Annotated in this window: 27 protein-coding genes; 7 read left to right on the forward strand and 20 right to left on the reverse strand. The window is 58.2% G+C overall.

Annotated features, from left to right (window positions below; genetic code table 11):
* Positions 1-64: 64 nt before the first annotated feature.
* Positions 65-472 carry a MarR family transcriptional regulator gene (locus tag ABLU50_RS17880; protein WP_004205611.1) on the forward strand — a complete coding sequence of 136 codons (408 nt, stop codon included), beginning with the start codon at positions 65-67 and terminating at the stop codon, positions 470-472.
* An 8-nt stretch (positions 473-480) separates the two neighbouring features.
* Here ABLU50_RS17880 and ABLU50_RS17885 read toward each other — a convergent pair whose 3' ends face one another.
* Positions 481-1368 carry a LysR family transcriptional regulator gene (locus tag ABLU50_RS17885; RefSeq protein ID WP_004205610.1) on the reverse strand — a complete coding sequence of 296 codons (888 nt, stop codon included), beginning with the start codon at positions 1366-1368 and terminating at the stop codon, positions 481-483.
* Positions 1369-1476: 108 nt separating this feature from the next.
* Between ABLU50_RS17885 and ABLU50_RS17890 the strand changes: the two genes are divergently transcribed.
* Positions 1477-2679, forward strand: coding sequence for an MFS transporter (locus ABLU50_RS17890; protein ID WP_065878732.1), 1203 nt, complete (start codon positions 1477-1479; stop codon positions 2677-2679).
* On the forward strand, positions 2676-3053 hold the full coding sequence (locus ABLU50_RS17895; protein WP_087833249.1) for a DUF4440 domain-containing protein: 378 nt from the start codon (positions 2676-2678) through the stop codon (positions 3051-3053). Before ABLU50_RS17890 ends, ABLU50_RS17895 begins: the two co-directional genes overlap by 4 nt.
* Positions 3054-3105: 52 nt before the next feature.
* Here the strand turns inward: ABLU50_RS17895 and rpoS are convergent, their stop codons facing one another.
* Entirely contained in the window at positions 3106-4098 is a 993-nt protein-coding gene (gene rpoS / locus ABLU50_RS17900; RefSeq protein WP_002915106.1) for an RNA polymerase sigma factor RpoS, read from the reverse strand.
* A 158-nt stretch (positions 4099-4256) separates the two neighbouring features.
* Complete coding sequence (gene nlpD, locus ABLU50_RS17905) at positions 4257-5336, reverse strand: murein hydrolase activator NlpD (RefSeq protein ID WP_224052234.1); 1080 nt, start codon at positions 5334-5336, stop codon at positions 4257-4259.
* On the opposite strand from nlpD, the gene ABLU50_RS17910 reads away from it, so the two are divergent.
* Positions 5278-5409, forward strand: coding sequence for a peptidase (locus tag ABLU50_RS17910; RefSeq protein ID WP_224052236.1), 132 nt, complete (start codon positions 5278-5280; stop codon positions 5407-5409). The two genes, nlpD and ABLU50_RS17910, sit on opposite strands and share 59 nt — an antisense overlap.
* A gap of 103 nt (positions 5410-5512) precedes the next feature.
* Here ABLU50_RS17910 and ABLU50_RS17915 read toward each other — a convergent pair whose 3' ends face one another.
* From ABLU50_RS17915 to cysG, 11 genes are all read right to left on the reverse strand, one after another.
* Positions 5513-6139 (reverse strand): protein-L-isoaspartate(D-aspartate) O-methyltransferase, encoded by a 627-nt coding sequence (locus tag ABLU50_RS17915; protein WP_004205602.1) that lies wholly within the window; start codon positions 6137-6139, stop codon positions 5513-5515.
* Entirely contained in the window at positions 6133-6894 is a 762-nt protein-coding gene (gene surE, locus ABLU50_RS17920; RefSeq protein WP_004205600.1) for a 5'/3'-nucleotidase SurE, read from the reverse strand. The genes ABLU50_RS17915 and surE overlap by 7 nt, the downstream gene beginning before the upstream one ends.
* Positions 6875-7924 carry a tRNA pseudouridine(13) synthase TruD gene (truD, locus tag ABLU50_RS17925; protein ID WP_004205599.1) on the reverse strand — a complete coding sequence of 350 codons (1050 nt, stop codon included), beginning with the start codon at positions 7922-7924 and terminating at the stop codon, positions 6875-6877. Before truD ends, surE begins: the two co-directional genes overlap by 20 nt.
* On the reverse strand, positions 7921-8400 hold the full coding sequence (gene ispF / locus ABLU50_RS17930; RefSeq protein WP_004181093.1) for a 2-C-methyl-D-erythritol 2,4-cyclodiphosphate synthase: 480 nt from the start codon (positions 8398-8400) through the stop codon (positions 7921-7923). The genes truD and ispF overlap by 4 nt, the downstream gene beginning before the upstream one ends.
* Entirely contained in the window at positions 8400-9110 is a 711-nt protein-coding gene (ispD, locus tag ABLU50_RS17935) for a 2-C-methyl-D-erythritol 4-phosphate cytidylyltransferase (RefSeq protein ID WP_087833248.1), read from the reverse strand. Before ispD ends, ispF begins: the two co-directional genes overlap by 1 nt.
* A 19-nt stretch (positions 9111-9129) precedes the next feature.
* Positions 9130-9447 (reverse strand): cell division protein FtsB, encoded by a 318-nt coding sequence (gene ftsB, locus ABLU50_RS17940; RefSeq protein ID WP_002915156.1) that lies wholly within the window; start codon positions 9445-9447, stop codon positions 9130-9132.
* Between the two features lie 140 nt (positions 9448-9587).
* Entirely contained in the window at positions 9588-9914 is a 327-nt protein-coding gene (locus tag ABLU50_RS17945; RefSeq protein ID WP_004205590.1) for a DUF3561 family protein, read from the reverse strand.
* Between the two features lie 50 nt (positions 9915-9964).
* Positions 9965-10570, reverse strand: coding sequence for an adenylyl-sulfate kinase (gene cysC, locus ABLU50_RS17950; protein ID WP_002915158.1), 606 nt, complete (start codon positions 10568-10570; stop codon positions 9965-9967).
* Positions 10570-11997, reverse strand: a complete 1428-nt coding sequence (gene cysN, locus ABLU50_RS17955; protein WP_004205589.1) for a sulfate adenylyltransferase subunit CysN — start codon at positions 11995-11997, stop codon at positions 10570-10572. The genes cysC and cysN overlap by 1 nt, the downstream gene beginning before the upstream one ends.
* A gap of 9 nt (positions 11998-12006) precedes the next feature.
* Positions 12007-12915 (reverse strand): sulfate adenylyltransferase subunit CysD, encoded by a 909-nt coding sequence (gene cysD, locus ABLU50_RS17960; RefSeq protein ID WP_002915160.1) that lies wholly within the window; start codon positions 12913-12915, stop codon positions 12007-12009.
* Between the two features lie 9 nt (positions 12916-12924).
* On the reverse strand, positions 12925-14331 hold the full coding sequence (gene cysG / locus ABLU50_RS17965; RefSeq protein ID WP_072096587.1) for a siroheme synthase CysG: 1407 nt from the start codon (positions 14329-14331) through the stop codon (positions 12925-12927).
* Positions 14332-14577: 246 nt separating this feature from the next.
* On the opposite strand from cysG, the gene ABLU50_RS17970 reads away from it, so the two are divergent.
* On the forward strand, positions 14578-15624 hold the full coding sequence (locus tag ABLU50_RS17970) for an aminopeptidase (RefSeq protein ID WP_087833247.1): 1047 nt from the start codon (positions 14578-14580) through the stop codon (positions 15622-15624).
* Between the two features lie 66 nt (positions 15625-15690).
* Here ABLU50_RS17970 and cysH read toward each other — a convergent pair whose 3' ends face one another.
* From cysH to cysJ, 3 genes are all read right to left on the reverse strand, one after another.
* Positions 15691-16425, reverse strand: coding sequence for a phosphoadenosine phosphosulfate reductase (gene cysH, locus ABLU50_RS17975; RefSeq protein WP_004205586.1), 735 nt, complete (start codon positions 16423-16425; stop codon positions 15691-15693).
* A gap of 98 nt (positions 16426-16523) precedes the next feature.
* Positions 16524-18236, reverse strand: coding sequence for an assimilatory sulfite reductase (NADPH) hemoprotein subunit (gene cysI / locus ABLU50_RS17980; RefSeq protein WP_004205585.1), 1713 nt, complete (start codon positions 18234-18236; stop codon positions 16524-16526).
* Entirely contained in the window at positions 18236-20035 is a 1800-nt protein-coding gene (gene cysJ, locus ABLU50_RS17985) for an NADPH-dependent assimilatory sulfite reductase flavoprotein subunit (protein ID WP_043520757.1), read from the reverse strand. Before cysJ ends, cysI begins: the two co-directional genes overlap by 1 nt.
* 316 nt (positions 20036-20351) lie before the next feature.
* Between cysJ and queD the strand changes: the two genes are divergently transcribed.
* On the forward strand, positions 20352-20717 hold the full coding sequence (gene queD, locus ABLU50_RS17990; RefSeq protein WP_004174641.1) for a 6-carboxytetrahydropterin synthase QueD: 366 nt from the start codon (positions 20352-20354) through the stop codon (positions 20715-20717).
* 40 nt (positions 20718-20757) lie between these two features.
* Here queD and queE read toward each other — a convergent pair whose 3' ends face one another.
* On the reverse strand, positions 20758-21429 hold the full coding sequence (gene queE, locus ABLU50_RS17995) for a 7-carboxy-7-deazaguanine synthase QueE (protein WP_004205582.1): 672 nt from the start codon (positions 21427-21429) through the stop codon (positions 20758-20760).
* Positions 21430-21906: 477 nt separating this feature from the next.
* On the opposite strand from queE, the gene ABLU50_RS18000 reads away from it, so the two are divergent.
* A complete protein-coding gene (locus ABLU50_RS18000) occupies positions 21907-23016 on the forward strand; it encodes an SDR family oxidoreductase (protein ID WP_087833246.1) in 1110 nt (369 codons plus the stop codon).
* A gap of 63 nt (positions 23017-23079) precedes the next feature.
* Here ABLU50_RS18000 and eno read toward each other — a convergent pair whose 3' ends face one another.
* Complete coding sequence (gene eno, locus ABLU50_RS18005; RefSeq protein WP_002915213.1) at positions 23080-24378, reverse strand: phosphopyruvate hydratase; 1299 nt, start codon at positions 24376-24378, stop codon at positions 23080-23082.
* Between the two features lie 81 nt (positions 24379-24459).
* Positions 24460-26097, reverse strand: a complete 1638-nt coding sequence (pyrG, locus tag ABLU50_RS18010; RefSeq protein ID WP_004205579.1) for a glutamine hydrolyzing CTP synthase — start codon at positions 26095-26097, stop codon at positions 24460-24462.
* Between the last annotated feature and the right edge of the window lie 36 nt (positions 26098-26133).

Raw genomic sequence — 26133 nt, forward strand, 5'->3', positions numbered from 1 at the left:
GAAAAGGTATAAAAAGGCGTACGAACAGCTATCATAGAGGTGACAGTTTTGTTACGGAGTATTCATGGAGTTACGAAACGAAGCATTCCACCTGCTGCGCCAGCTTTTTCAACAACATACCGCCCGCTGGCAGCAGGCGTTACCGGACCTGACTAAGCCTCAGTATGCGGTGATGCGCTCGGTTGCCGAGCAGCCGGGGATCGAACAGGTGGTGCTGATTGAAGCGGCGGTCAGTACTAAGGCCACGCTGGCGGAGATGCTCAGCCGGATGGAAGCGCGCGGCCTGGTGCGCCGGGAGCACGATCCGGCCGATAAACGCCGCCGTTTTGTCTTTCTGACCGACGAAGGCGAGGCGCTGCTTAACCGTTCCATTCCGCAAGGCAATGAGGTCGATGACGAGTTTCTCGGCCGCCTGAGCGATGATGAACGCGAGCAGTTCTCCCGGCTGGTGCGTAAGATGATGGTTCCCTGAGCAAGCGCCTAGTCGAGCTGCTCACGCAGAAAGTCGATAAACGCCCGCACCCGGGTCGGCATATGCTGCGCATCGGGAAAAAGGGCATACACGCCCTGCGGCGGGAAATGGTATTCCGGCAGGACAGCCACCAGCTCCCGCTGCGCCAGTTTCCCGGCCACCAGCCAGGCAGGCAGCAAAGCGACGCCGCATCCGGCCAGAGCAAAGCTCATCAGCGCCGTGGCGCTGTCGGCTGAAAACCGTGGCGCGTTGACTATCGTAAAATCCACCTCTGCCTGTTCATCCGTTCGCAGCTGCCAGCGCAGCGGCGCAGGCAGACGCTCGTGAATAATCCAATCAGCTTGCGCCAGATCGGACAGCGTCTGCAGCGGATGGCTCGCCAGCCAGGCCGGTGAGGCGACGGGCAGGATCGCAAAACTGGCAATCCGCGTCGCCCGGTAGCGGGAATCGGCCAACGTGCCGAGGCGTATCGCCACGTCAAATCGTTCGGAGATAAGATCCGCATGATGGGAGGACGAGACGTGCCGCACCCGTAACGCCGGATGATGACGGGAAAACGCCGCCAGCGCCGGGATGATAACCTGTGCGCCATACTCCGGCGTGGTGGTGATCCGCAGCTCTCCGCTTAAACCGCTATGGCTGGCCCGAACCTCATCCTGCAGATTTTCCGCCGCTTTCAGCAGCGCCACCCCACGCTGATAGAACAGCGCCCCGGCGTCAGTGAGCCGCAGACGTCGCGTCGAGCGCAGCAGCAGGGTCACCCCCAGCTCATTTTCCAGTTGCCTTACGTTAAAGCTGACCACCGCTTTGGTCTGCCCCAGCGCCGCGGCGGCCTGGGTGAAGCTGCCGGCGTCCACCACGGCGATAAACATGGTCACGCGCTGAAGGTTTAGCATCGTCGTCCGGATAATTGTCAAAAATATTCAGACAGTATATCCCGATTCACCCCGTTTATCCCCCGTGGCGCCGGGTTTACAGTAGCCGCCTGTCTGAGGGAGTGAATCATGACCTATCGCCACCGCGTTGCCACCGTTTTTCTGTTCGGCTTTTTTCTCGACTTAATCAATATGTTTATCGCCAGCATCGCCTTCCCGGCTATCAGCCACGCGCTGGCGGTATCCGTCTCGCAGCTGGCGTGGGTCAGCAATGCCTATATTCTTGGCCTGACGGTCGTCGTGCCGTTCAGCGCCTGGCTCAGCCAGCGCTGTGGACCAAAACGGCTGTTTTTACTCTCGCTGGGGCTGTTCAGCCTCGGCGCGCTGGCATCAGGGCTGGCCCACAGCCTGGGTGCGCTGATTTTCTGGCGGACGTTGCAGGGGATGGGCGGCGGGCTGCTAATCCCCCTCGGTCAGGCGCTGACCTGGCCGCTGTTTCAGCCGCAGGAGCGGGCGAAGCTATCGGCGGCGGTGATGCTGGTCGGCCTGCTGGCGCCCGCCTGCTCGCCGGCGATCGGCGGTCTGCTAGTCCAGGCCTTCAGCTGGCGCTGGGTCTTTTTCGCCAGCCTGCCTGTCGCCCTGCTTACCTTTATGCTGGCGGCGCGATGGCTGAACGACACCTCCGCCCCTGTCCGGCCGGCCCGCTTGCTCCCGCTGTCGTTGCTGGCCGATCCTCTCCTGCGCTTCGCCATGCTTATTTATCTCTGCGTACCGGGAATGTTTATTGGCGTCAACGTCGTGGGAATGTTCTACCTGCAACGCGTCACCGGGATGGCACCGGGGGCCATTGGCGCCCTGATGGTGCCCTGGTCGCTGGCCTCGTTTGTCGCCATCACCTTTACCGGCAGGTATTTCAACCGCTTCGGACCGCGGCCTCTGGTGATAGTCGGCTGCCTGCTTCAGGCGGCAGGGATCCTGCTGCTGCTGCAGGTCGATGCGCACAGCCCGCTGGCGCTGTTGATTCTGGCCTTTACGCTGATGGGCGGCGGAGGCAGCTTATGCAGCAGCACCGCGCAAAGCAGCGCTTTCCTGCATACGCCTGGCGAAGAGATGCCTGACGCCAGCGCGCTGTGGAACCTTAACCGCCAGCTCAGCTTCTTTGCCGGCAGCGCGCTGCTCGCTCTGCTGCTGAGGGTATTCCCGCCGGCCTACGCCTGGCAAGGCGCGTTTAGCTGCGCCGCCGCCATAACCCTGTTGCCGCTGTTGTGTTGCCTGCGGCTGAATAATCGGGCGATTATCCATCGCCTGCACACCACTCTGGAGAAGTCATGAACCCGTATCTGCAGGAAGTCCTCGACGCCCATGTCCTTATCGAACGCTGGTTAAGCCAGGGGGAAGGGAGCGCTGAGGCGCTGATAAGCCGTTTTGCCGCCGAATTCACTATGATCCCTCTGAGCGGCGAGAAGATGGACTACCCGACGGTGAGCCGTTTTTTTCACGAGGCGGGCGCAAGCCGTCCGGGATTACACATCGTGGTGGATCAGACGAAAATCATCAGCGAGTGGCACGACGGCGCCGCCGTGCTATACCGTGAACGCCAAACGCTGGCGGATGGCAGTGAGAACGTACGCTGGTCGACGGCGATTTTTCAGCAAGCGGAAGGGAGAATTGTCTGGCGCCATCTGCAGGAAACCCGCCGCGGCTAGCGTAAAGAAAAAGGCCCCGACTTTCGAGGGGGCCTTTTTGAGAGAAAAGATCTTATTCGCGGAAGAGCGCTTCGATATTCAGTCCTTGCCCCTGCAGAATTTCCCGCAGACGACGCAGACCTTCCACCTGGATCTGACGCACACGCTCGCGGGTGAGGCCAATTTCACGGCCCACATCTTCCAGGGTGGCGGCTTCATAACCCAGCAGACCGAAACGACGCGCCAGAACCTCACGCTGCTTGGCGTTCAGTTCGAACAGCCATTTAACGATGCTTTGTTTCATATCATCGTCCTGCGTGGTGTCTTCCGGGCCGTTCTCTTTCTCATCGGCCAGAATATCCAGCAGCGCTTTTTCTGAATCGCCACCCAGCGGGGTATCCACCGAGGTGATGCGCTCGTTCAGACGCAGCATACGGCTGACGTCATCGACCGGTTTGTCCAGCTGTTCGGCAATCTCTTCCGCGCTCGGCTCGTGGTCCAGCTTATGGGACAACTCGCGCGCGGTACGCAGATAGACGTTCAGCTCTTTGACAATGTGGATCGGCAAACGGATCGTACGGGTTTGGTTCATGATCGCCCGTTCAATGGTCTGGCGGATCCACCAGGTCGCATAGGTCGAAAAACGGAACCCACGTTCCGGGTCAAACTTCTCAACGGCGCGGATCAGGCCGAGGTTACCTTCTTCAATCAGATCCAGCAGCGCCAGACCACGATTGCTGTAACGACGGGCAATCTTCACCACCAGACGCAGGTTGCTTTCAATCATGCGACGGCGTGAAGCGACATCACCACGCAGTGCGCGACGCGCGAAATAGACTTCCTCTTCCGCGGTCAGCAGTGGGGAATAACCAATCTCTCCAAGATAAAGCTGAGTGGCGTCAAGCACGCGTTGCGTTGCGCCTTGCGACAGCAGCTCTTCCTCAGCCAGATCGCTATCACTGGGTTCCTCTTCTACTAAGGCCTTCTCGTCGAAAACCTCAATTCCGTTCTCATCAAATTCCGCGTCTTCATTTAAATCATGAACTTTCAGCGTATTCTGACTCATAAAGGTGGCTCCTACCCGTGATCCCTGAGCAAAGCACCTTCCACGGCGCATCAACAAAAGACGCCAGGACGATTTTCCCTACTCCTCTCTGCGAGAGGCGCATAGACACCGCCCTGGCGCCTGTTAGCTAATGCTTCGCTTATCCGTACTTTGCCAAATTATCGCTGCGGTAAGTACTGCAGCGGGTTGACGGATTTCCCCTTGTAACGAATTTCAAAATGTAATCTTGTTGAGCTGGTTCCGGTGCTACCCATGGTAGCGATTTTCTGCCCCGCTTTGACTTCCTGTTGCTCCCGAACCAGCATGGTATCGTTATGAGCGTAGGCACTCAGGTAATCATCGTTGTGTTTGATGATAATAAGATTACCGTAGCCGCGCAGTGCGTTACCGGCATAGACGACGCGCCCATCGGCGGTCGCGACAATAGCCTGTCCCTTACTGCCTGCAATGTCGATACCTTTATTGCCGCCTTCCGCGCCACTAAAGTTTTCGATAACTTTGCCATCAGTCGGCCAGCGCCATGATGAGATCGGCGAACTGGTTGACGTACTGCTTGCAGTCGGCTGGGTTGTGCTCACCGTTGTTGGTGCCGTCACCGGCGCGACGACCGTCGAGGTCGTGGTCGCTGGTTTATTATTAGGCAACATCTTGGTAGCACTTTGTTCACCTGAGGATTCAGAATACGTAATAGTCGGTTGTGAAGCAACCACCGCGGTCGATTTTTGTGCAGAAGTTGTGGTGGCCGTCGCACCGCCGCTCGCCCTTGCGCTGGCCTGAGAAACGGCATTTTCACCGGTGATCGGCTGGCCTGAAGCGTTGCCGACCTGCAGCACCTGGCCGACGTTCAGGGCGTACGGGGCCGGGACATTGTTGCGTTGCGCCAGGTCACGGAAATCGTTGCCGGTGACCCAGGCGATATAGAACAGCGTGTCGCCGCGTTTGACCGTATAGGTACTGCCGCCGGTATAGCTACCTTTCGGAATATCGCCATATTTGCGGTTGTAAACGATCTTGCCATTCACCGTCTGCACCGGCTCCTGCGCCATTGGCTGCGGCTGAATGGTCTGGGTCTGCACCGGCTGGATCGGCTGCGCCTGAGGAGCAGACTTGACGCCGGAGGATGGCGGCGTAATCAACATGCCGGAGTTGGTGCTGGAAGAGGCGGCACCGCCGGCAGAGCTGACCGGCGCAGGCGGATTATTGGTGTTGGTACATCCGGCCAGCCAGAGTGAAACCAGTGAAAGAGCCGCAATACGGCTGACGGTAAATTTGGTGCTTCCCGCGCTCATTTATCCCCCAGGAATATGTTAACTGCCAATATCTTGCTTACCGGGCGACGCCCGGCCAGGACACTGAAAAATGTGTCCACCCTACGCCTAAAGTCAGGCAAAAAAAACCTGGAATAATCCGGGTCTCAGGCCAGCTCCCCTTTCACCAGGGGAACAAAGCGAACGGCCTCGACGGTATCAATGATAAATTCGTTGCCCCGGCGACGGATCCGTTTGAGAAACTGATGCTCCTCGCCAACCGGCAGTACCAGCACGCCGTCGTCATCCAGCTGCGCCAGCAGCGCGGTCGGTATTTCCGGCGGCGCCGCCGTCACAATAATGGCATCAAACGGCGCCCGCGCCTGCCAACCTTGCCACCCATCGCCATGACGGGTTGAAACATTATGTAAATCAAGTTGTTTCAGGCGACGACGCGCCTGCCACTGTAAACTCTTTATTCGCTCTACCGAGCAAACGTGATGCACCAGATGCGCCAGGATGGCCGTCTGGTAACCGGAACCGGTGCCGATCTCCAGCACCCGCGACTCCGGCGTCAACGTCAGCAGCTCGGTCATCCGCGCCACCATGTACGGCTGGGAGATGGTTTGCCCCTGGCCAATCGGCAGCGCGGTGTTTTCCCACGCTTTATGTTCAAAGGCTTCATCAACAAACTTTTCGCGCGGGACGCGCGCGATCGCCTCGAGGACACGTTCATCGACGATGCCCTGCGTGCGCAGTTGATTCAACAAACTTTCAACACGTTTACTTACCATTGCCTGTCAACCCCGACACGTTCCAGCCAATCGGTGACCACCTCATGCGCCTGATGGGCGGTTAAATCGACGTGCAATGGCGTAACGGAAACATAGCCTTCATCCACTGCCGCAAAATCGGTGCCCGGCCCGGCGTCGCGCTTATCGCCCGGGGGGCCTATCCAGTACAGGGTATTGCCGCGCGGATCCTTTTGCGGAATCACCTGGTCGGCAGGATGGCGGTTGCCGCAGCGGGTCACGCGGATGCCTTTGATCTGATCAAGGGGCAGGTCCGGGACATTGACGTTGAGGATCCGCCCGGTGCGCAGCGGTTCACGGCTGAGTCCGCGCAGGAGAGTACAGGTCACCGCCGCGGCGGTGTCGTAGTGTTGATAGCCATTGAGCGACACGGCCAGCGCGGGGAACCCCAGATGGCGGCCTTCCATCGCCGCCGCCACGGTGCCGGAGTAAATGACGTCATCGCCCAGGTTGGGTCCGGCGTTGATGCCGGAAACGACGATGTCCGGGCGCGGGCGCATCAGCGCGTTCACGCCAAGGTAGACGCAGTCCGTCGGCGTCCCCATCTGGACGGCGATATCGCCATTTTCATAGGTAAAGGTGCGCAGTGACGATTCCAGCGTCAGCGAATTCGAAGCCCCGCTGCGGTTACGATCGGGTGCAACCACCTGGACCTCGGCAAATTCCCTTAAGGCCTTCGCCAGGGTCTGTATCCCCGGCGCATGGATCCCGTCATCGTTACTCAGCAATATTCGCATAGTCACCCGTTGTATTGATAAGCTCCCTGACCACGCTGGTGGCGAAGCTGCCCGCCGGCAGCCAGAAACGCAGTTCAACGGTTACATCATCCCACCAGTTCCAGCTCAACTGCTGCGGATAGAGGAGCATCGCCCGGCGCGCCGCCTCGACTTTCTCCCGCACCAACAGTGTCTGCAGCGAGGTTTCCTCGGCGATGGCGGCCTGCTCGGCGGCCAGGGCGTCGCGCTGGCTTCCCCAGTCGCCGCTGCCCGGTAGCGCAGCCGTGATCATCAGTTCGCGGTTGTGCACCCGCGCCTGCGAAACCTCGAGTTCTTCCGGTGTGACGACAAACCAGCTCCCACGCCCCGCTAATTGTAGCGCATCGCCATCAACAACCTGATTAAATTCCGTTTTTTTTAATCTAATACTGACTTGCTGATTAAACAACGCGCTGCGGGCCGCCGACAACCAAAAACTGCGCTTATTGCGATCGCGCACCGGCGCGCCGCTCTCCGCCCAGCGCAGCGCGCCCTGCAGGTTACTGCCGCCAATGCCGAAGCGCTGAGCGCCGAAATAGTTCGGCACGCCCCGTTCAGCGATGGCCTGCAGACGCGTCTCCACCTCCTGGCGATCGCTAATCTCGCGCAGGATCAGGGTAAACTGGTTGCCCTTCAGCGCGCCTAATCGCAGCTTACGCTTATGGCGGGCATATTCCAGTACCTGGCAGCCCTCAAGCTGAAATTTGCTCAGATCCGGCATCTCTTTGCCAGGCACCCGAGCGCACAGCCACTGCTCGGTGACGGCGTGCTTATCTTTTTGCCCGGCGAAGCTCACTTCACGGGCATGGATTTTGAGGAATTTCGCCAGCGCGTCGGCGACAAAACGCGTATTGCAGCCGTTTTTAAGGATCCGCACCAGCACGTGCTCGCCTTCGCCGTCCGGGGCAAAGCCCAGGTCTTCCACTACCAGAAAATCTTCCGGATTGGCTTTCAGCAGCCCGCTGCTCTGCGGCTTGCCGTGCAGCCAGGTCAGTTGGTCAAAGGCGATCATTTGTCGGCCTTACGCAGCAGCGCGACCGCTTCGCAGGCGATCCCTTCCCCGCGGCCGGTGAAGCCCAGCTTCTCGGTGGTGGTCGCTTTCACGTTGACGTCGTCCATATGGCAGCCGAGATCTTCAGCGATAAAGACACGCATTTGCGGGATATGCGGCAGCATTTTCGGTGCCTGGGCGATAATGGTGACGTCGACGTTGCCGAGCGTATAGCCTTTGGCCTGAATGCGGCGCCACGCTTCGCGCAGCAGTTCGCGGCTGTCGGCGCCTTTAAACGCCGGATCGGTATCCGGGAACAGCTTGCCAATATCGCCGAGCGCCGCGGCGCCCAGCAGCGCGTCGGTCAGCGCATGCAGCGCGACGTCGCCGTCGGAGTGGGCCAGCAGCCCTTTTTCATAAGGAATGCGTACCCCGCCAATGATGATTGGGCCTTCACCGCCAAAAGCGTGTACGTCAAAACCATGTCCAATTCGCATTAAGCTTTCTCCTGGTGTCGGGAACGGGTGAGGTAAAATTCCGCCAGCGCCAGATCTTCCGGGCGCGTCACTTTAATATTATCAGCGCGTCCGGCGACCAGCTGCGGATGGAAGCCGCAATACTCCAGCGCCGAGGCTTCATCGGTGATGGTGGCCCCCTCGTTCAGCGCCCGGGTGAGGCAATCCACCAGCAGCTCGCGAGGGAAAAATTGCGGGGTGAGCGCGTGCCACAGGTCATTACGATCGACGGTATGGGCGACGGCGGTTTTGCCCGGCTCGGCGCGCTTCATGGTGTCGCGCACCGGGGCCGCGAGGATCCCGCCGACGCGGCTGGTTTCACAGAGTGCCAGCAGGCGGCTGAGGTCATCCTGATGCAGGCAGGGGCGCGCGGCGTCATGCACCAGCACCCACTGCGCTTCCGGTAACGCCTGCAGGCCGGCGAGTACCGAATCGGCGCGCTCGGCGCCGCCATCCACGACGATAATTTGCGGGTGCTGGGCCAGCGGCAGCTGGCTGAAGCGCCGATCGCCGGGGCTGACGGCAATCACCACGCGCTTGACGCGCGGATCCGCCAGCAGCGCGGCGACCGCGTGTTCGAGAATCGTTTTGTTACCGATTGAGAGATATTGTTTCGGGCATTCCGTTTGCATGCGGCGGCCAAAACCGGCTGCCGGCACCACGGCGCAAATGCCCGGAAAAGTGGCTGCCATGTCGTAATCCTGGGCCTGGTTATCGATTGTTCTGCTGTTGCCCCGATGCCTGGTTGCGTTTAGACGCATCCGGTACCAGACGATAGAAGGTTTCGCCCGGGCGGGTCATGCTGAGTTCATTGCGCGCACGCTCCTCGATCGCTTCCTGACCGCCGTTGAGGTCGTCAATTTCGGCAAACAGCTGATCGTTGCGTGCTTTTAATTTGGCGTTAGTCGCCTGCTGGGCGGTGACGTCGTCGTTAACCCGCGTGTAGTCATGCAGGCCGTTTTTACCGAACCACAGCGAATACTGTAGCCAGACCAGCAAAGCTAATAATAGCAGCGTTAGTTTACCCATCCTGCCCCCTGAAAAACGGCATCATCATCCCAAAACTCGCCCGGGTACGCTACCGGGGCGCGCGGACGATGCCGCGTAACGCGGGGACTGTACCATATTTTTGCCGCTGATACCCATGCTTGATTCATACCAGAAACGGGTTATCCCAACAGCCAGAGGAAGAGTAGCGCAAACATCAGCCCGACGGTCAGGATGGTCGCGCTGGCGCTATAGAGCAGTTTGCCATTGAGCAGAGAGTGCAGCGCAATACCGACCACCACCGCCACTGGCATCAACGCAAGGAAGAATGGCCAGGTGTAGAGGAGGAAGAAAAGTGTATTACTGCCATAGAGAAGGAAGGGAATACCCAGCGCCAGCAGCCATGAAATAAAGCCCACGGCAGCGCCCGACAAAGACCAGGTGGTCTCGTCGCCGGTCGCCGGAGGCGGTTCTGAACGAATAATACTGAGGTTCTGGGTATTGCGCATATCGAATCCTGTAGACCGGGCAACCGGCACCCCTCGATGCCGCTGCCGTTTCAGGATCTGATAATATCGCTCTGTTGCAGCAGGTCTAATAGTTGGTGCACCAAATTTGTTACCAATTGTTCACCATCCAGATGAATTTCCGCCTTTTCCGGTGCCTCATAGACCGAGTCTATGCCGGTAAAATTGCGTAATTCCCCTGCCCGCGCCTTCTTATACAATCCTTTCGGATCCCGCGCCTCGCAAATGGCCAGCGGGGTATCGACGAACACTTCGATAAAGCGTCCCTCCCCCAGGCGCTCGCGCACCATCTGTCGCTCCGCGCGGTGCGGAGATATAAATGCCGTCAATACAACCAGCCCGGCATCGACCATCAGCCTGGCCACTTCACCGACGCGGCGAATGTTCTCTTTGCGATCCTCATCGCTGAATCCCAGGTCGCTGCACAGGCCATGACGCACGTTATCGCCGTCCAGCAGATAGGTGCTGACGCCGCGCTCATGCAAGGCTTCCTCCAGCGCCCCGGCGACGGTGGATTTACCCGACCCCGAAAGGCCGGTAAACCACAGCACCACGCCGCGATGGCCGTGATGCTGTTCCCGCTGCTGCTGGGTCACAGGGTGGGCATGCCAGACGACGTTTTCGTCATGCTGGGCCATTATTTGCCTCCCAGCAGGTCGCGGGCGTCCCAGTGCGGGAAGTGTTTGCGGATCAGCTGGTTCAGTTCCAGCTCGAAAGCGCTGTACTGCGATGCCGACGTCGACGCCTGCAGGTGCGGCTCGTTGACCATCCCGGCGCCGACGGTGACGTTGGTCAGACGATCGATAAAGATGAGCCCGCCGGTCACCGGGTTTTGCTGATACGGATCCAGCACTAAAGGTTCGTCAAAGGTCAGCTCCACCAGCCCGATGCCGTTCAGCGGCAGAGACTCGACTTCACGCTGGGTCAGGTTGTTAATATCCACCTGGTAACGGATAGCGTCCACGCGGGCGCGGGTCTTCTTACCGGCGATTTTGATGTCGTAGCTCTGCCCCGGGGTCAACGCCTGCTCGGCCATCCACACCACGTCGATGCTGGCGCTTTGCACCGCCGGCAGCGTGGCTTGCGCGTCAACCAGCAGGTCGCCGCGGCTGATGTCGATTTCATCTTTCAGCACAATGGTAATGGCTTCCCCGGCGGCGGCTTCCTGCAGATCGCCGTCGAAGGTGACGATCCTCGCCACGCTCGATTCGACGCCCGACGGCAGCACCTTCAGGCGCTGGCCGACCTGCACGGTGCCGGAGGCGACCGTACCGGAGAAGCCGCGGAAATCGAGGTTCGGACGGTTAACATACTGCACCGGGAAGCGCAGCGGCTGGCTCTCTACTACCCGTTGGATCTCCACGGTTTCGAGGACTTCCAGCAGGGTCGGGCCGCTGTACCACGGCATGTTCGCGCTCTGACTGGCGACGTTATCGCCCTCCAGCGCCGACAGCGGTACAAAGCGGATATCGAGGTTGCCCGGCAGCTGCTCGGCAAAGGTCAGGTAAGCTTCACGGATCTCGTTGAAGCGCGCTTCGCTAAACTCGACGAGATCCATTTTGTTGACCGCCACCACCAGGTGTTTAATGCCCAGCAGGGTGGAGATAAAGCTGTGACGGCGGGTCTGATCCAGCACGCCTTTGCGCGCGTCGATCAGCAGGATCGCCAGATCGCAGGTGGACGCGCCGGTGGCCATATTGCGGGTGTACTGCTCGTGCCCCGGGGTGTCAGCGATGATAAATTTGCGCTTCTCGGTGGAGAAATAGCGATAGGCCACGTCGATGGTGATGCCCTGCTCGCGCTCGGCCTGCAGGCCATCCACCAGCAGCGCCAGGTCCAGTTTTTCGCCCTGGGTGCCGTGGCGCTTGCTGTCGTTGTGCAGCGAAGAGAGCTGATCTTCATAGATCTGGCGGGTATCGTGCAGCAGACGGCCAATCAGGGTGCTTTTACCGTCATCGACGCTGCCGCAGGTCAGAAAACGCAGCAGGCTCTTGTGCTGTTGCGCGTGCAGATAAGCTTCTACGCCGCCTTCATTAGCAATTTGTTGGGCAATGGTCGTGTTCATGGCGGCTCCTTAGAAATACCCCTGACGTTTCTTCAGCTCCATCGAGCCGGCCTGGTCGCGGTCAATGACGCGCCCCTGACGTTCGCTGGTGGTGGATACCAGCATCTCTTCAATAATTTCCGGCAGCGTTTGCGCTTCAGACTCCACTGCGCCGGTCAGCGGCCAGCAGCCGAGGGTACGGAAACGCACCATCCGCTTTTCAATCACTTCGCCCGGCTGCAGATCGATACGGTCGTCATCGATCATCATCAGCATGCCGTCGCGCTCCAGCACCGGGCGCTCAGCGGCCAGATACAGCGGCACGATTTCGATGTTTTCCAGATAGATGTACTGCCAGATATCCAGCTCGGTCCAGTTGGAGAGCGGGAAGACGCGGATGCTTTCGCCTTTGTTAATCTGGCCGTTGTAGTTGTGCCACAGCTCCGGACGCTGGTTTTTCGGGTCCCAGCGGTGGAAGCGGTCGCGGAAGGAGTAGATGCGCTCTTTGGCGCGGGATTTCTCCTCATCACGGCGCGCACCGCCGAATGCGGCGTCAAAGCCGTATTTGTTCAGCGCCTGCTTCAGCCCTTCGGTTTTCATGATATCGGTATGCTTGGCGCTGCCGTGGACGAACGGGTTAATGCCCATCGCCACCCCTTCCGGGTTTTTATGCACCAGCAGCTCGCAGCCATAGGCTTTGGCGGTACGGTCGCGGAACTCATACATCTCACGGAATTTCCAGCCGGTATCGACGTGCAGCAGCGGGAACGGCAGGGTTCCCGGATAAAACGCTTTGCGCGCCAGATGCAGCATTACGCTGGAATCTTTCCCGATGGAGTACATCATCACCGGGTTAGAAAATTCGGCGGCCACCTCACGAATAATATGGATGCTTTCCGCCTCCAGTTGCCGCAGGTGAGTGAGTCGTTTTTGGTCCATAACCGTTCCTTAAGCCAGATTGACCACCGAAGAGTTAAACCCCTCGGCGGATGATGTATGTTGAAACCAGGCGAGCTGCTGATGCAGCTGCACCACTTCGCCGACCACCAGCAGGGCGGGCATCGGGGCGTCTTTCGCCAGGTGTTCGAGTTGTTGCAATGTGCCGGTTATCGTCTGCTGATCGTCGCGGGTACCGCGGGATATCACCGCTACCGGCGTATTGCTGTCGCGACCGTGGGCAATCAGCTGGGCGCTGATTTCCGCCGCCTTCATGGTGCCCATGTAAATCGCCAGCGTCTGTTGGCTCTTCGCCAACAGCGCCCAGTCGAAGGGGGCGCTGTCCGGCTTATAGTGCCCGGTGACAAAGACGGCGCTTTGCGCATAATCGCGATGGGTCAGCGGAATACCGGCGTAGGCCGTCGCGCCGGCGGCGGCAGTGACGCCTGGCACCACCTGGAACGGGATGCCCGCAGCGGCGGCGGCCTGCAGCTCTTCAGCGCCGCGGCCAAAAATAAACGGATCGCCGCCTTTCAGGCGCACGACGGTTTTCCCCGCCTTCGCCGCCTCCACCAGCAGCTGATTGGTTTCATGCTGCGGCACCGAGTGCTCGCCGGCGCGTTTGCCGACGCAAACCAGCTCGGCATCGCGGCGCACCAGCTCGAGAACCGGCTGGGTCACCAGATGATCGTGGAAAACCACGTCCGCCTGCTGGATCGCCTGCAAGCCACGCAGGGTCAGCAGCCCGGCATCGCCCGGTCCGGCCCCTACCAGAATAATTTCACCCGTTTCGCGTTCGGGCTTATCCAGCTCATCCTGCAGCGCCTTTTCCGCCTCCGCAGCGTTGCCCGCCACCATCAGGCTGGCGAAGCGACCGGTAAAGACCCGCTCCCAAAAGCGGCGACGCGCTTCGGTGGTCGTCAGACGGGTTTTCAGATGGTTGCGCCAGTAGCTCGCCGATTCCGCCAGACGCCCGAGGTTCGTCGGCAGCAGCGCTTCGATTTTTTCGCGCAGAATGCGCGACAGCACCGGCGCTTTCCCGCTGGAGGAGATCGCCACCAGCAGCGGCGAACGGTCGACGATAGAAGGGAAAACAAACGAGCACAGCGCCTGGTTATCCACTACGTTGACCAGTCGGTAGCGCGCGTTAGCCGCCGCAAACACCCGCTGGTTAAGCGCCTCGTCCTCCGTGGCGGCAATCACCAGAAAGACATCGTCCACCAGAGCGTCGCTAAATTCCGTCGCCCGCCAGCTAAGCGCCTGGCGCGCCGCCAGATCGGCCAGCGCCGGAGACAACGTCCCGGCGACCACCTGCACCTGCGCCTGGGCTCGCAGCAGGAACTTGATCTTGCGTTCGGCAATCTCACCGCCGCCGATCACCAGTACGGGCCTTTGTTTCAGTTCGGCAAAAAGGGGCAAGTAATCCACGGGGTAACAACTCTCTTACAATCAGCGATACTGCGACTATAGGGTGCGCCTTAGAGCAAATGAAATTACGAAATGGAATGAGTTGTGACGCAAAGGAATAACGCGATGGAAATCCAAATATCAAAAAGTGCTTAACACGCTATTTTTCCGCTATTTAAGAGCAATTGAAATTGTTTAACCGCGGTCACAGTTTCATACTGTACGCGTCAAATTGTCTCGTTCGTGTAAGGACCCCTTATGTTTTCCGCGTTGTGCCGCCGTCTGCTTCCGCTGGCGCTCGGCACCGGTTTTGTTTTCGCCGACGCCCCCGCCTTCGGCGCGCTGGGCGACACCGCCAGTAGTCAGGCTCGCCATATCGCCACCGTCTTCCCGGGACGCATGACCGGAACGCCCCCGGAAATGCTCTCAGCTGACTATCTGCGCCAGCAGTTCGCCCGGATGGGCTATCAGAGCGACGTGCGGAGCTTCAATACCCGCTACATCTATACCGACAGCAACCAGCGTAAAAACTGGCATAACGCCACCGGCAGTACGGTGATCGCCGCCCATGAAGGCCAGTCTCGCCAGCAAATCATCATCATGGCCCACCTTGATACCTACGCGCCGCAGAGCGATAAAGACGTCGAAAATAACCTCGGCGGCCTGACGCTGCAGGGAATTGACGACAACGCGATGGGGCTCGGGGTGATGCTGGAGCTGGCGGAGCATTTAAAGAACGTCCCCACCCGCTATGGCATTCGCTTTATCGCCACCAGCGGCGAAGAGGAAGGTCGTCTCGGCGCGCAAAACCTGCTGCAGCGGATGAGCGAGGCGGAAAAGAAAAATACCCTGCTGGTGATCAATCTCGATAACCTGGTGGTGGGCGATAAGCTTTACTTCAACAGCGGCCGCCGCACGCCGGCCTCGGTACGCAAGCTGACCCGCGATCGCGCGTTGGCTATCGCCCGCAGCAAAGGCATTGCCGCCTACACCAATCCGGGACTCAATCCGGCTTACCCGAAAGGCACCAGCTGCTGTAATGACGCCAGCGTCTTCGACAACGCGGGGATCCCGGTGCTGTCGGTGGAAGCGACCAACTGGTCATTAGGCAAGAAAGATGGCTATCAGCAGCGGAGCAAATCGCGCAGCTTCCCGCAGGGCATCAGCTGGCATGACGTGCAGCTGGATAATCAGCAGTATATCGACCACGCGCTGCCGGGACGGATCGAGCATCGCGGGCGCGATGTCGTGAAAGTGATGCTGCCGCTGGTGAAAGAGCTGGCGAAGGTGGAGAAGAAAAGCTGACGGCTGCAAATGAACACGCGGCAAACCCGCGTGTTCTCTTGCCCCCCCTTCCCTCAGGAGGCGCTATTAACCCTCGTGCAATCCGCACTCGCGTTTAAGCCCGAAGAACCGGGTCTCTTCTTCTGCCATGCCCGGCTCCCATTTGCGGGTGGTGTGGGTATCGCCTACCGACAGATAGCCCTGATCCCACAGCGGATGGTATTTCAGCCCGTGCTTTTGCAGGTACTGATACACCGTCCGGTTATCCCAGTCGATAATCGGCAACACCTTGAACACCCCGCGCTGGACCGCCAGCACCGGAAGCGTAGCCCGACTGCCCGACTGCTCGCGGCGCAGACCGGCAAACCACGTCTGCGCGTTGAGCTCTTTCAGCGCCCGGTTCATCGGTTCAACCTTGTTGATCTCATTGTATTTCTCAATGCCCTCAACGCCCTGCTCCCACAGCTTGCCGTAGCGCGCCTCCTGCCAGGCCGCGCTTTCAGCCGCGCGGTAGACCTTCAGGTTCAGCTTGAGTTTGTCCGTCAGCTCATCAATAAACTGGTAGGTTTCCGGGAACAGGTAACCGGTATCGGTAAGGATCACCGGAATGTCCGGGCGGATCTGGTTCACCAGGTGCAAACTCACCGCCGCCTGAATGCCAAAGCTTGACGACAGCACATAGTCTCCCGGCAGGTTTTCCAGCGCCCAGGCCACACGCCCTTCGGCGTCGAGCTTTTCCAGCTGGGCGTTGGTTTCCGCGAGTGCCAGAATGCGTTCCACTTTCGGCAATGCATTAAGCGCGTTTAGATCGAGTACGGACATAAGAACCTCGTTTGCCTGTTTTGCCGGGCGGCACTGCGTTTGCCCGGCCTACGGGTTTTACAGGCCCGGATCGCTACGCGCCACCGGGCACCAGGATGTTACTCCCAGAAATCGCGGGCTGGATCGAGCACCGGGCGAATGATGCCCGCACGCACCGTAAAGTCGCCGAAGCCTTCACCCGCTTCGCGCTCTTTCGCCCAGCGCCCTACCAGTTGGTCTAGCGAGTCGAGAATTTCCGACTCGGTAATGTTCTCCCGGTACATCCGCGGGATGCGGGTGCCGCTGCGGTTACCGCCGATGTGCAGGTTATAGCGACCTGGCGCTTTCCCCACCAGCCCCACTTCCGCCAGCATCGCGCGACCGCAGCCGTTCGGGCAGCCGGTGACGCGGGTGACGATATGCTCATCGCTCACGCCGTGCTTGCTCATCACCCCTTCCACCTTGTCGATAAACGACGGCAGGAAACGCTCGGCTTCCGCCATCGCCAGCGGGCAGGTCGGGAAGGAGACGCAGGCCATCGAGTTTTCGCGCTGCGGGGTGACGGCATTCATCAGGCCATGATCCCGCGCCAGCTTCTCGATCCGCGCCTTCTGATCTTCCGGTACGCTGGCGACGATCAGGTTCTGGTTGGCGGTGATGCGGAATTCACCTTGATGGATCTTAGCAATCTCCAGCAGACCGGTTTTCAGCGGGCGCCCCGGATAATCCAGAATGCGGCCGTTTTCAATAAACAGCGTCAGGTGCCATTTATCATCAATCCCCTTCACCCAGCCGATGCGGTCGCCGCGGCCGGTGAATTCGTACGGGCGGATCGGCTCAAACTTAATACCTGCCCGGCGCTCCACTTCCGCCTTGAAGGTTTCGACGCCAACGCGCTCAAGGGTGTACTTGGTTTTCGCATTCTTACGGTCGGTACGGTTACCCCAGTCGCGCTGGGTGGTCACGACCGCTTCCGCCACCGCCAGAGTATGCTCCAGCGGCAGATAACCGAATTCGCTCGCCGTGCGGGCGTAGGTTTTTTTGTTACCGTGTTCGATAGACAGACCGCCGCCCACCAACAGGTTAAAGCCCACCAGCTTGCCGTTTTCGGCGATCGCTACGAAGTTCATGTCGTTGGCGTGCAGATCGATATCGTTCTGGGGCGGGATCACCACCGTGGTTTTAAACTTACGCGGCAGATAGGTCTGACCGAGGATCGGCTCTTCGTCAGTGGTGGCGACCTTTTTCTGATCCAGCCAGATTTCGGCATAGGCGCGGGTGCGCGGCAGCAGATGCTCGGAGATCTTTTTCGCCCACTCGTAGGCCTCGGCGTGCAGCTGCGACTCGTAAGGGTTGGAGGTGCACAGCACGTTACGGTTCATATCGTTGGCGGTGGCCAGCGCGTCCAGCCCCACCGAGTGCAGCATCTGATGCACCGGCTTGACGTTCTTTTTCAAAATGCCGTGGAACTGGAAAGTCTGCCGGTTGGTCAGGCGAATACTGCCGTAAATGGTGTTCTCGGCGGCAAACTTATCGATCGCCTTCCACTGGGTGGTGGTGATCACCCCGCCCGGCAGACGGCAGCGTAGGAGCATTGCATGGCGCGGCTCCAGCTTCTGAGCGGCGCGTTCCGCGCGGATATCGCGATCGTCCTGCTGGTACATACCGTGGAAACGGATCAGCAGGAAGTTATCGCCTTTAAAACCGCCGGTCAGACCGTCGTTTAAATCTTCCGCAATGGTGCCGCGCAGGTAGTTGCTCTCGAGCTTCATACGCTCGGCATCGGTCAGTTTACCTTCGACCACTAAAGGCCCCGGATGTTTTTCGCTCATTAGTAGACATCTCGCTGATAACGGCGCTCAACGCGCAGCTCACTTAAAAATTCGTCCGCCGCTTCGGCGTCCATCGCGCCGTATTCGGCAATCACTTCCAGTAAAGTCTGTTCCACGTCTTTCGCCATACGATTGGCGTCGCCGCAGACATAAATGTGGGCGCCATCATTGATCCAGCGCCACAGCTCGGCCCCCTGCTCACGCAGTTTGTCCTGCACATAGATTTTTTGTTGTTGATCGCGGGACCAGGCCAGATCGATACGGGTCAGCAGCCCCTCTTTTACATAGCTCTGCCACTCCACCTGATAGAGGAAATCTTCAGTGAAGTGCGGGTTGCCGAAGAACAGCCAGTTCTTACCTGGCGCCCCGTCCGCTGCGCGCTGCTGCATGAAGGCGCGGAACGGCGCAATACCGGTGCCCGGGCCAATCATGATCACCGGCGTCTCCGGGTTAGCCGGCAGACGGAAGTTGTCATTGTGCTCGATGAAGACGCGGACTTCGCCATCCTCTTCCACGCGGTCGGCGAGGAAGCTGGAGGCGCCGCCAGCCCGGGCGCGGCCTTCAATGTCATAGCGCACCACGCCCACGGTGACATGCACTTCACTCTCCACTTCCGCCTGCGAGGAGGCAATGGAGTACAGACGCGGCGTCAGCGGGCGCAGCAGACCGATTAACGCCTCAGCGTCCAGCTGCGCCGGGGAGAAACGGACCATATCGACGATCGGCGTCGCGGCGGCATACTGCTGCAGCTGAGCTTTATCGCCCACCAGCGGCAGCAGCGATTCGCTGCGGGTCAGGGTGGCGTAGTTCTCAACGATAGCGGCGGTGTTGACCGTCAGCTCAAAATGCCACTGCAGGGCTTCCGCCAGCGGCAGGGTTTTGCCCTCGACGGTTACCGGCTCGTCGCCTTTCAGCCACAGCAGCTCCACCAGCTCTTTCACCAGCTGAGGATCGTTTTGATACCAGACGCCCAGCGCGTCGCCCGGCTGATAGCGCAGACCGGAATCACCGAGGTCAATTTCGATATGGCGTACATCTTTTTCTGAATCGCGGCCGGTGATTTTCTGGTTGACCGACAGGGTCGCCGTTAGCGGAGCCTCTTTGGTGTATGGGCTGGTATGAATGTCGTTCACTGCGCCGCTGGCGGCCAGCTGAGCGGGCGCGGCAACCGGCGCACGGGCCTTCAGCACCTCAACGACGCGCGCGCGCCATTCAGCGGCCGCAGCCTGATATTCAACGTCGGCGTCGACGCGATCGAGCAGGCGTTCCGCGCCAAGTTCGGCCAGCTTGCTGTCGAAATCTTTGCCGGACTGGCAGAAGAATTCATAAGAGGTATCGCCGAGGCCAAAGACGGCGAATGCGGTTCCGTCCAGCTTCGGCGCTTTTTTAGAGAACAGAAACTTATGCAATGCGACCGCTTCTTCCGGCGGCTCACCTTCCCCCTGGGTGGAGGTCACGACCACCAGCAGTTTTTCAGCAGCAATTTGTTTGAATTTATAATCACCTGCATTCACCAGCTTCACGTTCAGCTTCGCCGCCAGCAGATCGTCACGCAGCGCTTCGGCGACGCGGCGAGCGTTGCCGGTTTGCGAGGCGGAAATCAGCGTGATCGTCGGGACCTCGGCGGCCGGGGCGGGAGCGACTGCCGTTGCGCCAGAGTGCTGATTCAGCACGCCCCAGAAATAGCCAGACACCCAGGCGAGCTGAGTGGGCGTGAAGTCAGTGGTGGCCGCCTGAAGGCGCGCCAGTTGCTCCGGGTTGAGCGGCAGCAAGTTGGAAGGTGGGGCCTGTGTCGTCATGCGTCGTTTGTTCCAGTAAGCAAAGCTGTTATTCGCACCCTGTCAGCGCGACAAAAACAGAAGAGAATAGAAGGTTAACGGCGGGCATAGTAACAATTAAAGAAGGGATGGAAATAATAAATAACCAAATGGACTAACCGGTTTTAGTTGTAGTTATTAACAACAAAATCGATTAAATAACCATCTGAAATATCGAAACTTTATGGACTTAACCCAGATAAATGTGTCGATTTTCTGTTCAGGGCCGTTTTAGTTAATGCGAAAAAATGTACTTTCCGGTACCCTACGGCGGTTTTTTTCGTCCTGTTGAGAGTCAATGATGTCCACCACGCTGTTTAAAGATTTCACCTTCGAAGCCGCCCACCACCTGCCGCACGTCCCGGAAGGACACAAATGCGGTCGCCTGCATGGCCACTCCTTTATGGTGCGTCTGGAGATAACCGGTGAAGTCGATCCCCATACCGGGTGGATCATGGATTTCGCCGAGCTGAAGGCCGCCTTCAAGCCGACCTACGATCGCCTGGACCACTATTATCTGAACGATATCCCCGGTCTGGAAAACCCTACCAGCGAAGTGCTGGCCAAATGGATCTGGGATGAGATGAAACCGCGAGTCCCGCTGCTGAGCGCGGTGATGGTGAAAGAGACCTGCACCGCCGGCTGCGTCTATCGCGGCGAGTAAGCGAAAAAAAGCCCGGTCAGTATGCTACCGGGCTTTTTTATCAGGCGATATTCAGATATTTATGCGTCTGCATGGACAGGCGCCAGTTGCGGGCGATGCAGGTGTCGATACACAGGCGCGTCGCGTCTTCTTTCTGACTGATCGGCTGCAGGGCGATGATCCGCGGTTTGTCATCGCTCAGCGTTTCCAGCAGTTCGTCCAGCGCTTCGATGTCGCGGACGCGCCCTACCGGATGCTTGATCTCATCCGCCCGCTGCAGGGCCTGAGACAGCACGTCATACCCGCCGCGCATGTTGACCTTCGGGGAAACCGTCACCCAGGTGTTGTGGCTGCAAAGCACTTCATGGGTGCCGCTGGTTTCAATCTGACAGCTAAAGCCGTTTTGTTCCAGAAGCGAGGTTAACGGCGTTAAGTCGTGAATGCAGGGCTCACCGCCGGTAATGACCACGTGGCGGGCAGTCCACCCCTGACGACCGATAATCGCCAGCAGATCTTCACTGCTTGCCGGCCCCCACTTATCGCTCTCTTTGGTTTTCGCCAGGATGCTGAACAACGACACTTCCCGATCGGCCAGTTTGTCCCAGGTATGCTTGGTGTCACACCACGCGCATCCTACCGGGCATCCCTGCAGACGAATAAAAATGGCAGGCACGCCGGTGAAGTAACCCTCGCCTTGCAGGGTCTGGAACATCTCGTTAATCGGGTACTGCATAGTCATCTCTGTTTAGGGTGATAAACGCTTATTATCGCAGATTTCACTGTCCAGGTCTTGTCCTGCGCTGCGATCGTTTTTCCCTCACGGGGTCGCTTTCTCACCCCGGACGTTATTCATTGTTAATTAAAAGTATGCATCTGTTTTCGTTTATTTCATTAGTGTGGTAAGGATTTAAATAAACAGCGGAGCGTACTGCAGCGAAGAAAGATGTAACAGAACATGTTTTTCGTGTTATATACCAGAACATAAAAAACGTCAGCGGAAAAATAAAAACATGTTTAAATACATGCATGTACAAATTGATACATGAAAGAGTGAATTATTTACCTGGTCTGAGAGTCGAATCCAATCCGCCGCCAAAAATAAGCTTAAGCCCCTCTTAATAAAGTCCTGCTGCCCGCCATTTTTTATTTAATCGTCGTTTACTTTGGCCCTCCTAGAATCCCGCAGACCAACCATAATGAGATAGCGTTTATGACCACATTATTCATTACCGGCGTCACCGGTTTTCTGGGCGGCGCGGCGTTAGAGAAAATACTCCATCAGGATAGTCAATTAGATCTGCTGCTACTGGTGCGTGCCAACAACCCCGAGGCAGGCCTGGAACGGGTCAAGGAAAACATGCGTAAGTTCAACATCGCCGAGGAGAAACTGGCGATGCTGCGACCGCAGCAGATCCTGCTGGGCGATCTCGCCTCTCCGGAGCATTTTCTTAACGATCCGCGGCTTGAGCAAGTCACCCATGTTCTCAACTGCGCCGCTGTCGCCTCGTTTGGCAGCAACCCGCTCATCTGGAAGGTTAACGTTACGGGTACGCTGCGTCTGGCGCAACGGATGGCGCAGGTGGCGGGTCTGCAGCGTTTTCTCCACGTCGGCACCGCAATGTCCTGCTCACCGGAGCCGGATTCGCTGGTCGCCGAGAGCGCGGAGTTTCGGCAGCGCGCCGAGCATCTGGTGGAATATACCCACTCGAAATCGGCCATCGAGCAACTGATGCAGCAGCACTGCCCTACGCTACCGCTGGTCATTGCCCGCCCTTCTATTGTGGTGGGCCATACTCATCACGGCTGCCGGCCTTCCAGCAGTATTTTCTGGGTATTCAGCATGGGACTGATGCTGCAGAAATTTATGTGCGCGATGGAGGACCGAATCGATGTTATCCCGGTGGACTACTGCGCCGACGCCCTGCTGATGCTGCTTAACCAGCCGCTGGCCCACGGCGAGGTAGTGCATATCTCTGCCGGTGAGGAGAACAGCGTGAAGTTTGCCGACATCGACCGGGCGATGGCCCTGGCGCTGGAGCAGGCGCCGGTGGGAGATAAGTACGCCCAGGTGAGTTATGAAACGCTGGTCAAAATGCGTCGCGAACTGAAAGGAATTTTTGGGCCGTGCAATGAGCGACTGATGCTGAAAGCGATGCGCTTATATGGCGCGTTCGCCACGCTGAACGTGCGCTTTAGCAACGACAAGCTGCTGAGCATGGGGATGCCAAAACCGCCGCGCTTTACCGATTACATCGACCGCTGCGTGGAAACCACCCGCGGGTTGTCGATCCCTCAGCAAATGGCCGTCGACTTTAAATAATGGCCGCAGGTATAAAAAAAATGCCAGCCCGAAGGCTGGCATGGTTATTTCATAAGGACAGGATTAAGCCTGGCCTTTGATCTCTTTACGACCATTGAACGGCGCTTGCTCACCCAGCGCTTCTTCGATACGAATCAGCTGGTTGTATTTAGCAACGCGGTCAGAACGGCTCATAGAACCGGTTTTGATCTGGCCTGCAGCGGTACCCACAGCCAGGTCGGCGATGGTCGCGTCTTCAGTTTCGCCAGAACGGTGAGAGATGACAGCGGTGTAGCCAGCGTCTTTCGCCATCTTGATAGCAGCCAGAGTTTCGGTCAGAGAACCGATCTGGTTGAATTTGATCAGGATGGAGTTAGCGATGCCTTTTTCGATGCCTTCTTTCAGGATCTTGGTGTTGGTTACGAACAGGTCGTCACCAACCAGCTGGATTTTGTCGCCCAGTACTTTGGTCTGGTAAGCGAAACCTTCCCAGTCAGATTCGTCCAGGCCATCTTCGATGGAGACGATCGGGTACTGTTTGGTCAGCTCTTCCAGGAAGTGAGTGAACTCTTCAGAGGTGAACGCTTTGTTGCCTTCGCCGGCCAGAACGTATTTACCGTCTTTGTAGAATTCAGACGCTGCGCAGTCCATCGCCAGGGTGATGTCTTTGCCCAGCTCGTAGCCTGCTGCTTTAACCGCTTCAGCGATAACAGCCAGCGCTTCGGCGTTGGAACCCAGGTTCGGCGCGTAGCCGCCTTCGTCACCAACGGCAGTGTTCATGCCTTTGGACTTCAGCACTTTCGCCAGGTGATGGAACACTTCAGAACCCATGCGTACTGCTTCTTTCAGGGTCGGCGCGCCAACCGGCTGAATCATGAATTCCTGGATGTCGACGTTGTTGTCAGCGTGCTCACCGCCGTTGATGATGTTCATCATCGGAACCGGCATGGAGTATTTGCCCGGAGTGCCGTTCAGTTCAGCGATGTGCGCGTACAGCGGCAGGCCTTTGGAGGCAGCAGCTGCTTTGGCGTTCGCCAGAGAAACGGCCAGGATTGCGTTCGCACCGAAGTTAGATTTGTTTTCAGTACCGTCCAGGTCGATCATGATCTTGTCGATGCCAGCCTGATCTTTGGCATCTTTGCCCAGGATTGCCTGAGCGATCGGGCCGTTTACCGCAGCAACAGCTTTGGTTACGCCTTTACCCAGGAAACGGGATTTGTCGCCATCGCGCAGTTCCAGCGCTTCGCGGGAACCAGTAGAAGCACCTGACGGAGCAGCTGCCATACCGACGAAACCACCTTCCAGGTGTACTTCGGCTTCAACAGTCGGGTTACCACGGGAGTCGATGATTTCACGACCGATGACTTTAACGATTTTGGACATTAGGTTTTCCTCAGTACAAGTTAAACTAAAACTCCAGACAAACAATGCACCCGGATGGGTGCATTGCCGTTCTAACTCTTTTTACTTCGCCTGGCGTTTCTGGTACTCGCTGGCGGCTTTCACAAAGCCGGCAAACAGCGGGTGTCCATCACGCGGCGTCGAAGTAAACTCCGGGTGGAACTGGCAGGCCACAAACCACGGATGGTTCGGCACTTCGATGATCTCGACCAACTGATCATCCCCGGAACGGCCCGCAACGCGCAGACCGGCAGCTTCAATCGGTTTCAACAACATGTTGTTGACTTCGTAGCGGTGACGATGGCGCTCGGTGATGGTCGGCTCGCCGTACAGCTGGCGTACCAGAGAATCCTCATCCAGCTGGCACTGCTGCGCGCCCAGGCGCATGGTGCCGCCCAGATCGCTCTTCTCGGAGCGGACTTCAACGTTGCCATCTTCGTCACGCCATTCGGTAATCAGGGCCACAACCGGGTATTTACAGTCTGGCACAAATTCCGTCGAGTTGGCGTTTTCCATACCCGCTACATTGCGCGCGAATTCAATCAGCGCAACCTGCATACCCAGGCAAATGCCCAGATAAGGAATATTGTTCTCACGCGCATAGCGCGCCGTGGCGATCTTACCTTCCACACCGCGGTAGCCGAAGCCGCCCGGGATAAGGATAGCATCTAAATCCTTGAGGATTTCGACGCCGCGCGTTTCCACATCCTGCGAATCGATCAGCTTGATGTTGACGGTAACGCGGTTTTTCAGACCACCGTGTTTCAGCGCTTCAATCACCGACTTGTAGGCGTCCGGCAGTTCAATGTACTTACCGACCATGCCGATGGTGACTTCGCCTGCCGGATTGGCTTCTTCATAGATTACCTGTTCCCATTCGGCCAGGTTTGCTTCCGGACAAGTTAAGCTGAATCGTTTACAAATATAATCGTCCAGCCCCTGAGATTTCAACAGGCCTGGAATTTTATAAATGGAATCGACGTCTTTCAGAGAAATAACAGCCTTTTCCGGAACGTTACAGAACAAAGCAATTTTCGCCCGTTCGTTGGCCGGAACCGCGCGATCGGAGCGGCAAATCAGGATGTCAGGCTGAATACCGATGGAGAGCAGCTCTTTCACGGAGTGCTGAGTCGGTTTGGTTTTGACTTCACCGGCGGCGGCCATGTACGGCACTAAAGTCAGGTGCATAAACAGGGTATGCTCGCGGCCGATCTCTACCGCCATCTGACGAATAGCTTCGAGGAACGGCAGGGATTCGATATCGCCTACGGTACCGCCGATTTCCACCAGCACCACGTCATGGCCTTCGCCGCCAGCCAGTACGCGCTCTTTAATGGCGTTGGTGATGTGCGGAATAACCTGTACGGTTGCGCCCAGATAGTCGCCACGGCGCTCTTTACGCAGCACGTCGGAGTAGATTCGACCAGTGGTGAAGTTGTTGCGACGAGTCATCTTGGTGCGGATGAAACGCTCGTAGTGGCCCAGGTCCAGATCGGTTTCTGCGCCGTCTTCAGTAACGAACACTTCCCCATGCTGGATTGGGCTCATGGTGCCCGGATCGACGTTGATATACGGATCCAGTTTCATGATGGTCACGTTGAGACCACGGGCTTCAAGAATGGCTGCCAGGGAGGCTGCGGCAATGCCTTTACCCAGAGAGGATACGACCCCGCCGGTCACAAAAATATAGTTCGTTGTCATGCTGAACCTGAGAAGTTAGGGTAAAACGATGGAATA

This window comes from Klebsiella sp. GG_Kp173, assembly GCF_040062415.1.
Classification (GTDB): Bacteria; Pseudomonadota; Gammaproteobacteria; order Enterobacterales; family Enterobacteriaceae; genus Klebsiella; species Klebsiella quasipneumoniae.

Coding starts and splice junctions, on each gene's coding strand:
- ABLU50_RS17880 (WP_004205611.1), top strand. CDS start 65: ATGGAGTTACGAAACGAAGCATTCCACCTGCTGCGCCAGCTTTTTCAA.
- ABLU50_RS17885 (WP_004205610.1), bottom strand. CDS start 1,368: ATGCTAAACCTTCAGCGCGTGACCATGTTTATCGCCGTGGTGGACGCC.
- ABLU50_RS17890 (WP_065878732.1), top strand. CDS start 1,477: ATGACCTATCGCCACCGCGTTGCCACCGTTTTTCTGTTCGGCTTTTTT.
- ABLU50_RS17895 (WP_087833249.1), top strand. CDS start 2,676: ATGAACCCGTATCTGCAGGAAGTCCTCGACGCCCATGTCCTTATCGAA.
- rpoS (WP_002915106.1), bottom strand. CDS start 4,098: ATGAGTCAGAATACGCTGAAAGTTCATGATTTAAATGAAGACGCGGAA.
- ABLU50_RS17915 (WP_004205602.1), bottom strand. CDS start 6,139: ATGGTAAGTAAACGTGTTGAAAGTTTGTTGAATCAACTGCGCACGCAG.
- surE (WP_004205600.1), bottom strand. CDS start 6,894: ATGCGAATATTGCTGAGTAACGATGACGGGATCCATGCGCCGGGGATA.
- truD (WP_004205599.1), bottom strand. CDS start 7,924: ATGATCGCCTTTGACCAACTGACCTGGCTGCACGGCAAGCCGCAGAGC.
- ispF (WP_004181093.1), bottom strand. CDS start 8,400: ATGCGAATTGGACATGGTTTTGACGTACACGCTTTTGGCGGTGAAGGC.
- ispD (WP_087833248.1), bottom strand. CDS start 9,110: ATGGCAGCCACTTTTCCGGGCATTTGCGCCGTGGTGCCGGCAGCCGGT.
- ftsB (WP_002915156.1), bottom strand. CDS start 9,447: ATGGGTAAACTAACGCTGCTATTATTAGCTTTGCTGGTCTGGCTACAG.
- ABLU50_RS17945 (WP_004205590.1), bottom strand. CDS start 9,914: ATGCGCAATACCCAGAACCTCAGTATTATTCGTTCAGAACCGCCTCCG.
- cysC (WP_002915158.1), bottom strand. CDS start 10,570: ATGGCCCAGCATGACGAAAACGTCGTCTGGCATGCCCACCCTGTGACC.
- cysN (WP_004205589.1), bottom strand. CDS start 11,997: ATGAACACGACCATTGCCCAACAAATTGCTAATGAAGGCGGCGTAGAA.
- cysD (WP_002915160.1), bottom strand. CDS start 12,915: ATGGACCAAAAACGACTCACTCACCTGCGGCAACTGGAGGCGGAAAGC.
- ABLU50_RS17970 (WP_087833247.1), top strand. CDS start 14,578: ATGTTTTCCGCGTTGTGCCGCCGTCTGCTTCCGCTGGCGCTCGGCACC.
- cysH (WP_004205586.1), bottom strand. CDS start 16,425: ATGTCCGTACTCGATCTAAACGCGCTTAATGCATTGCCGAAAGTGGAA.
- cysI (WP_004205585.1), bottom strand. CDS start 18,236: ATGAGCGAAAAACATCCGGGGCCTTTAGTGGTCGAAGGTAAACTGACC.
- cysJ (WP_043520757.1), bottom strand. CDS start 20,035: ATGACGACACAGGCCCCACCTTCCAACTTGCTGCCGCTCAACCCGGAG.
- queD (WP_004174641.1), top strand. CDS start 20,352: ATGATGTCCACCACGCTGTTTAAAGATTTCACCTTCGAAGCCGCCCAC.
- queE (WP_004205582.1), bottom strand. CDS start 21,429: ATGCAGTACCCGATTAACGAGATGTTCCAGACCCTGCAAGGCGAGGGT.
- ABLU50_RS18000 (WP_087833246.1), top strand. CDS start 21,907: ATGACCACATTATTCATTACCGGCGTCACCGGTTTTCTGGGCGGCGCG.
- eno (WP_002915213.1), bottom strand. CDS start 24,378: ATGTCCAAAATCGTTAAAGTCATCGGTCGTGAAATCATCGACTCCCGT.
- pyrG (WP_004205579.1), bottom strand. CDS start 26,097: ATGACAACGAACTATATTTTTGTGACCGGCGGGGTCGTATCCTCTCTG.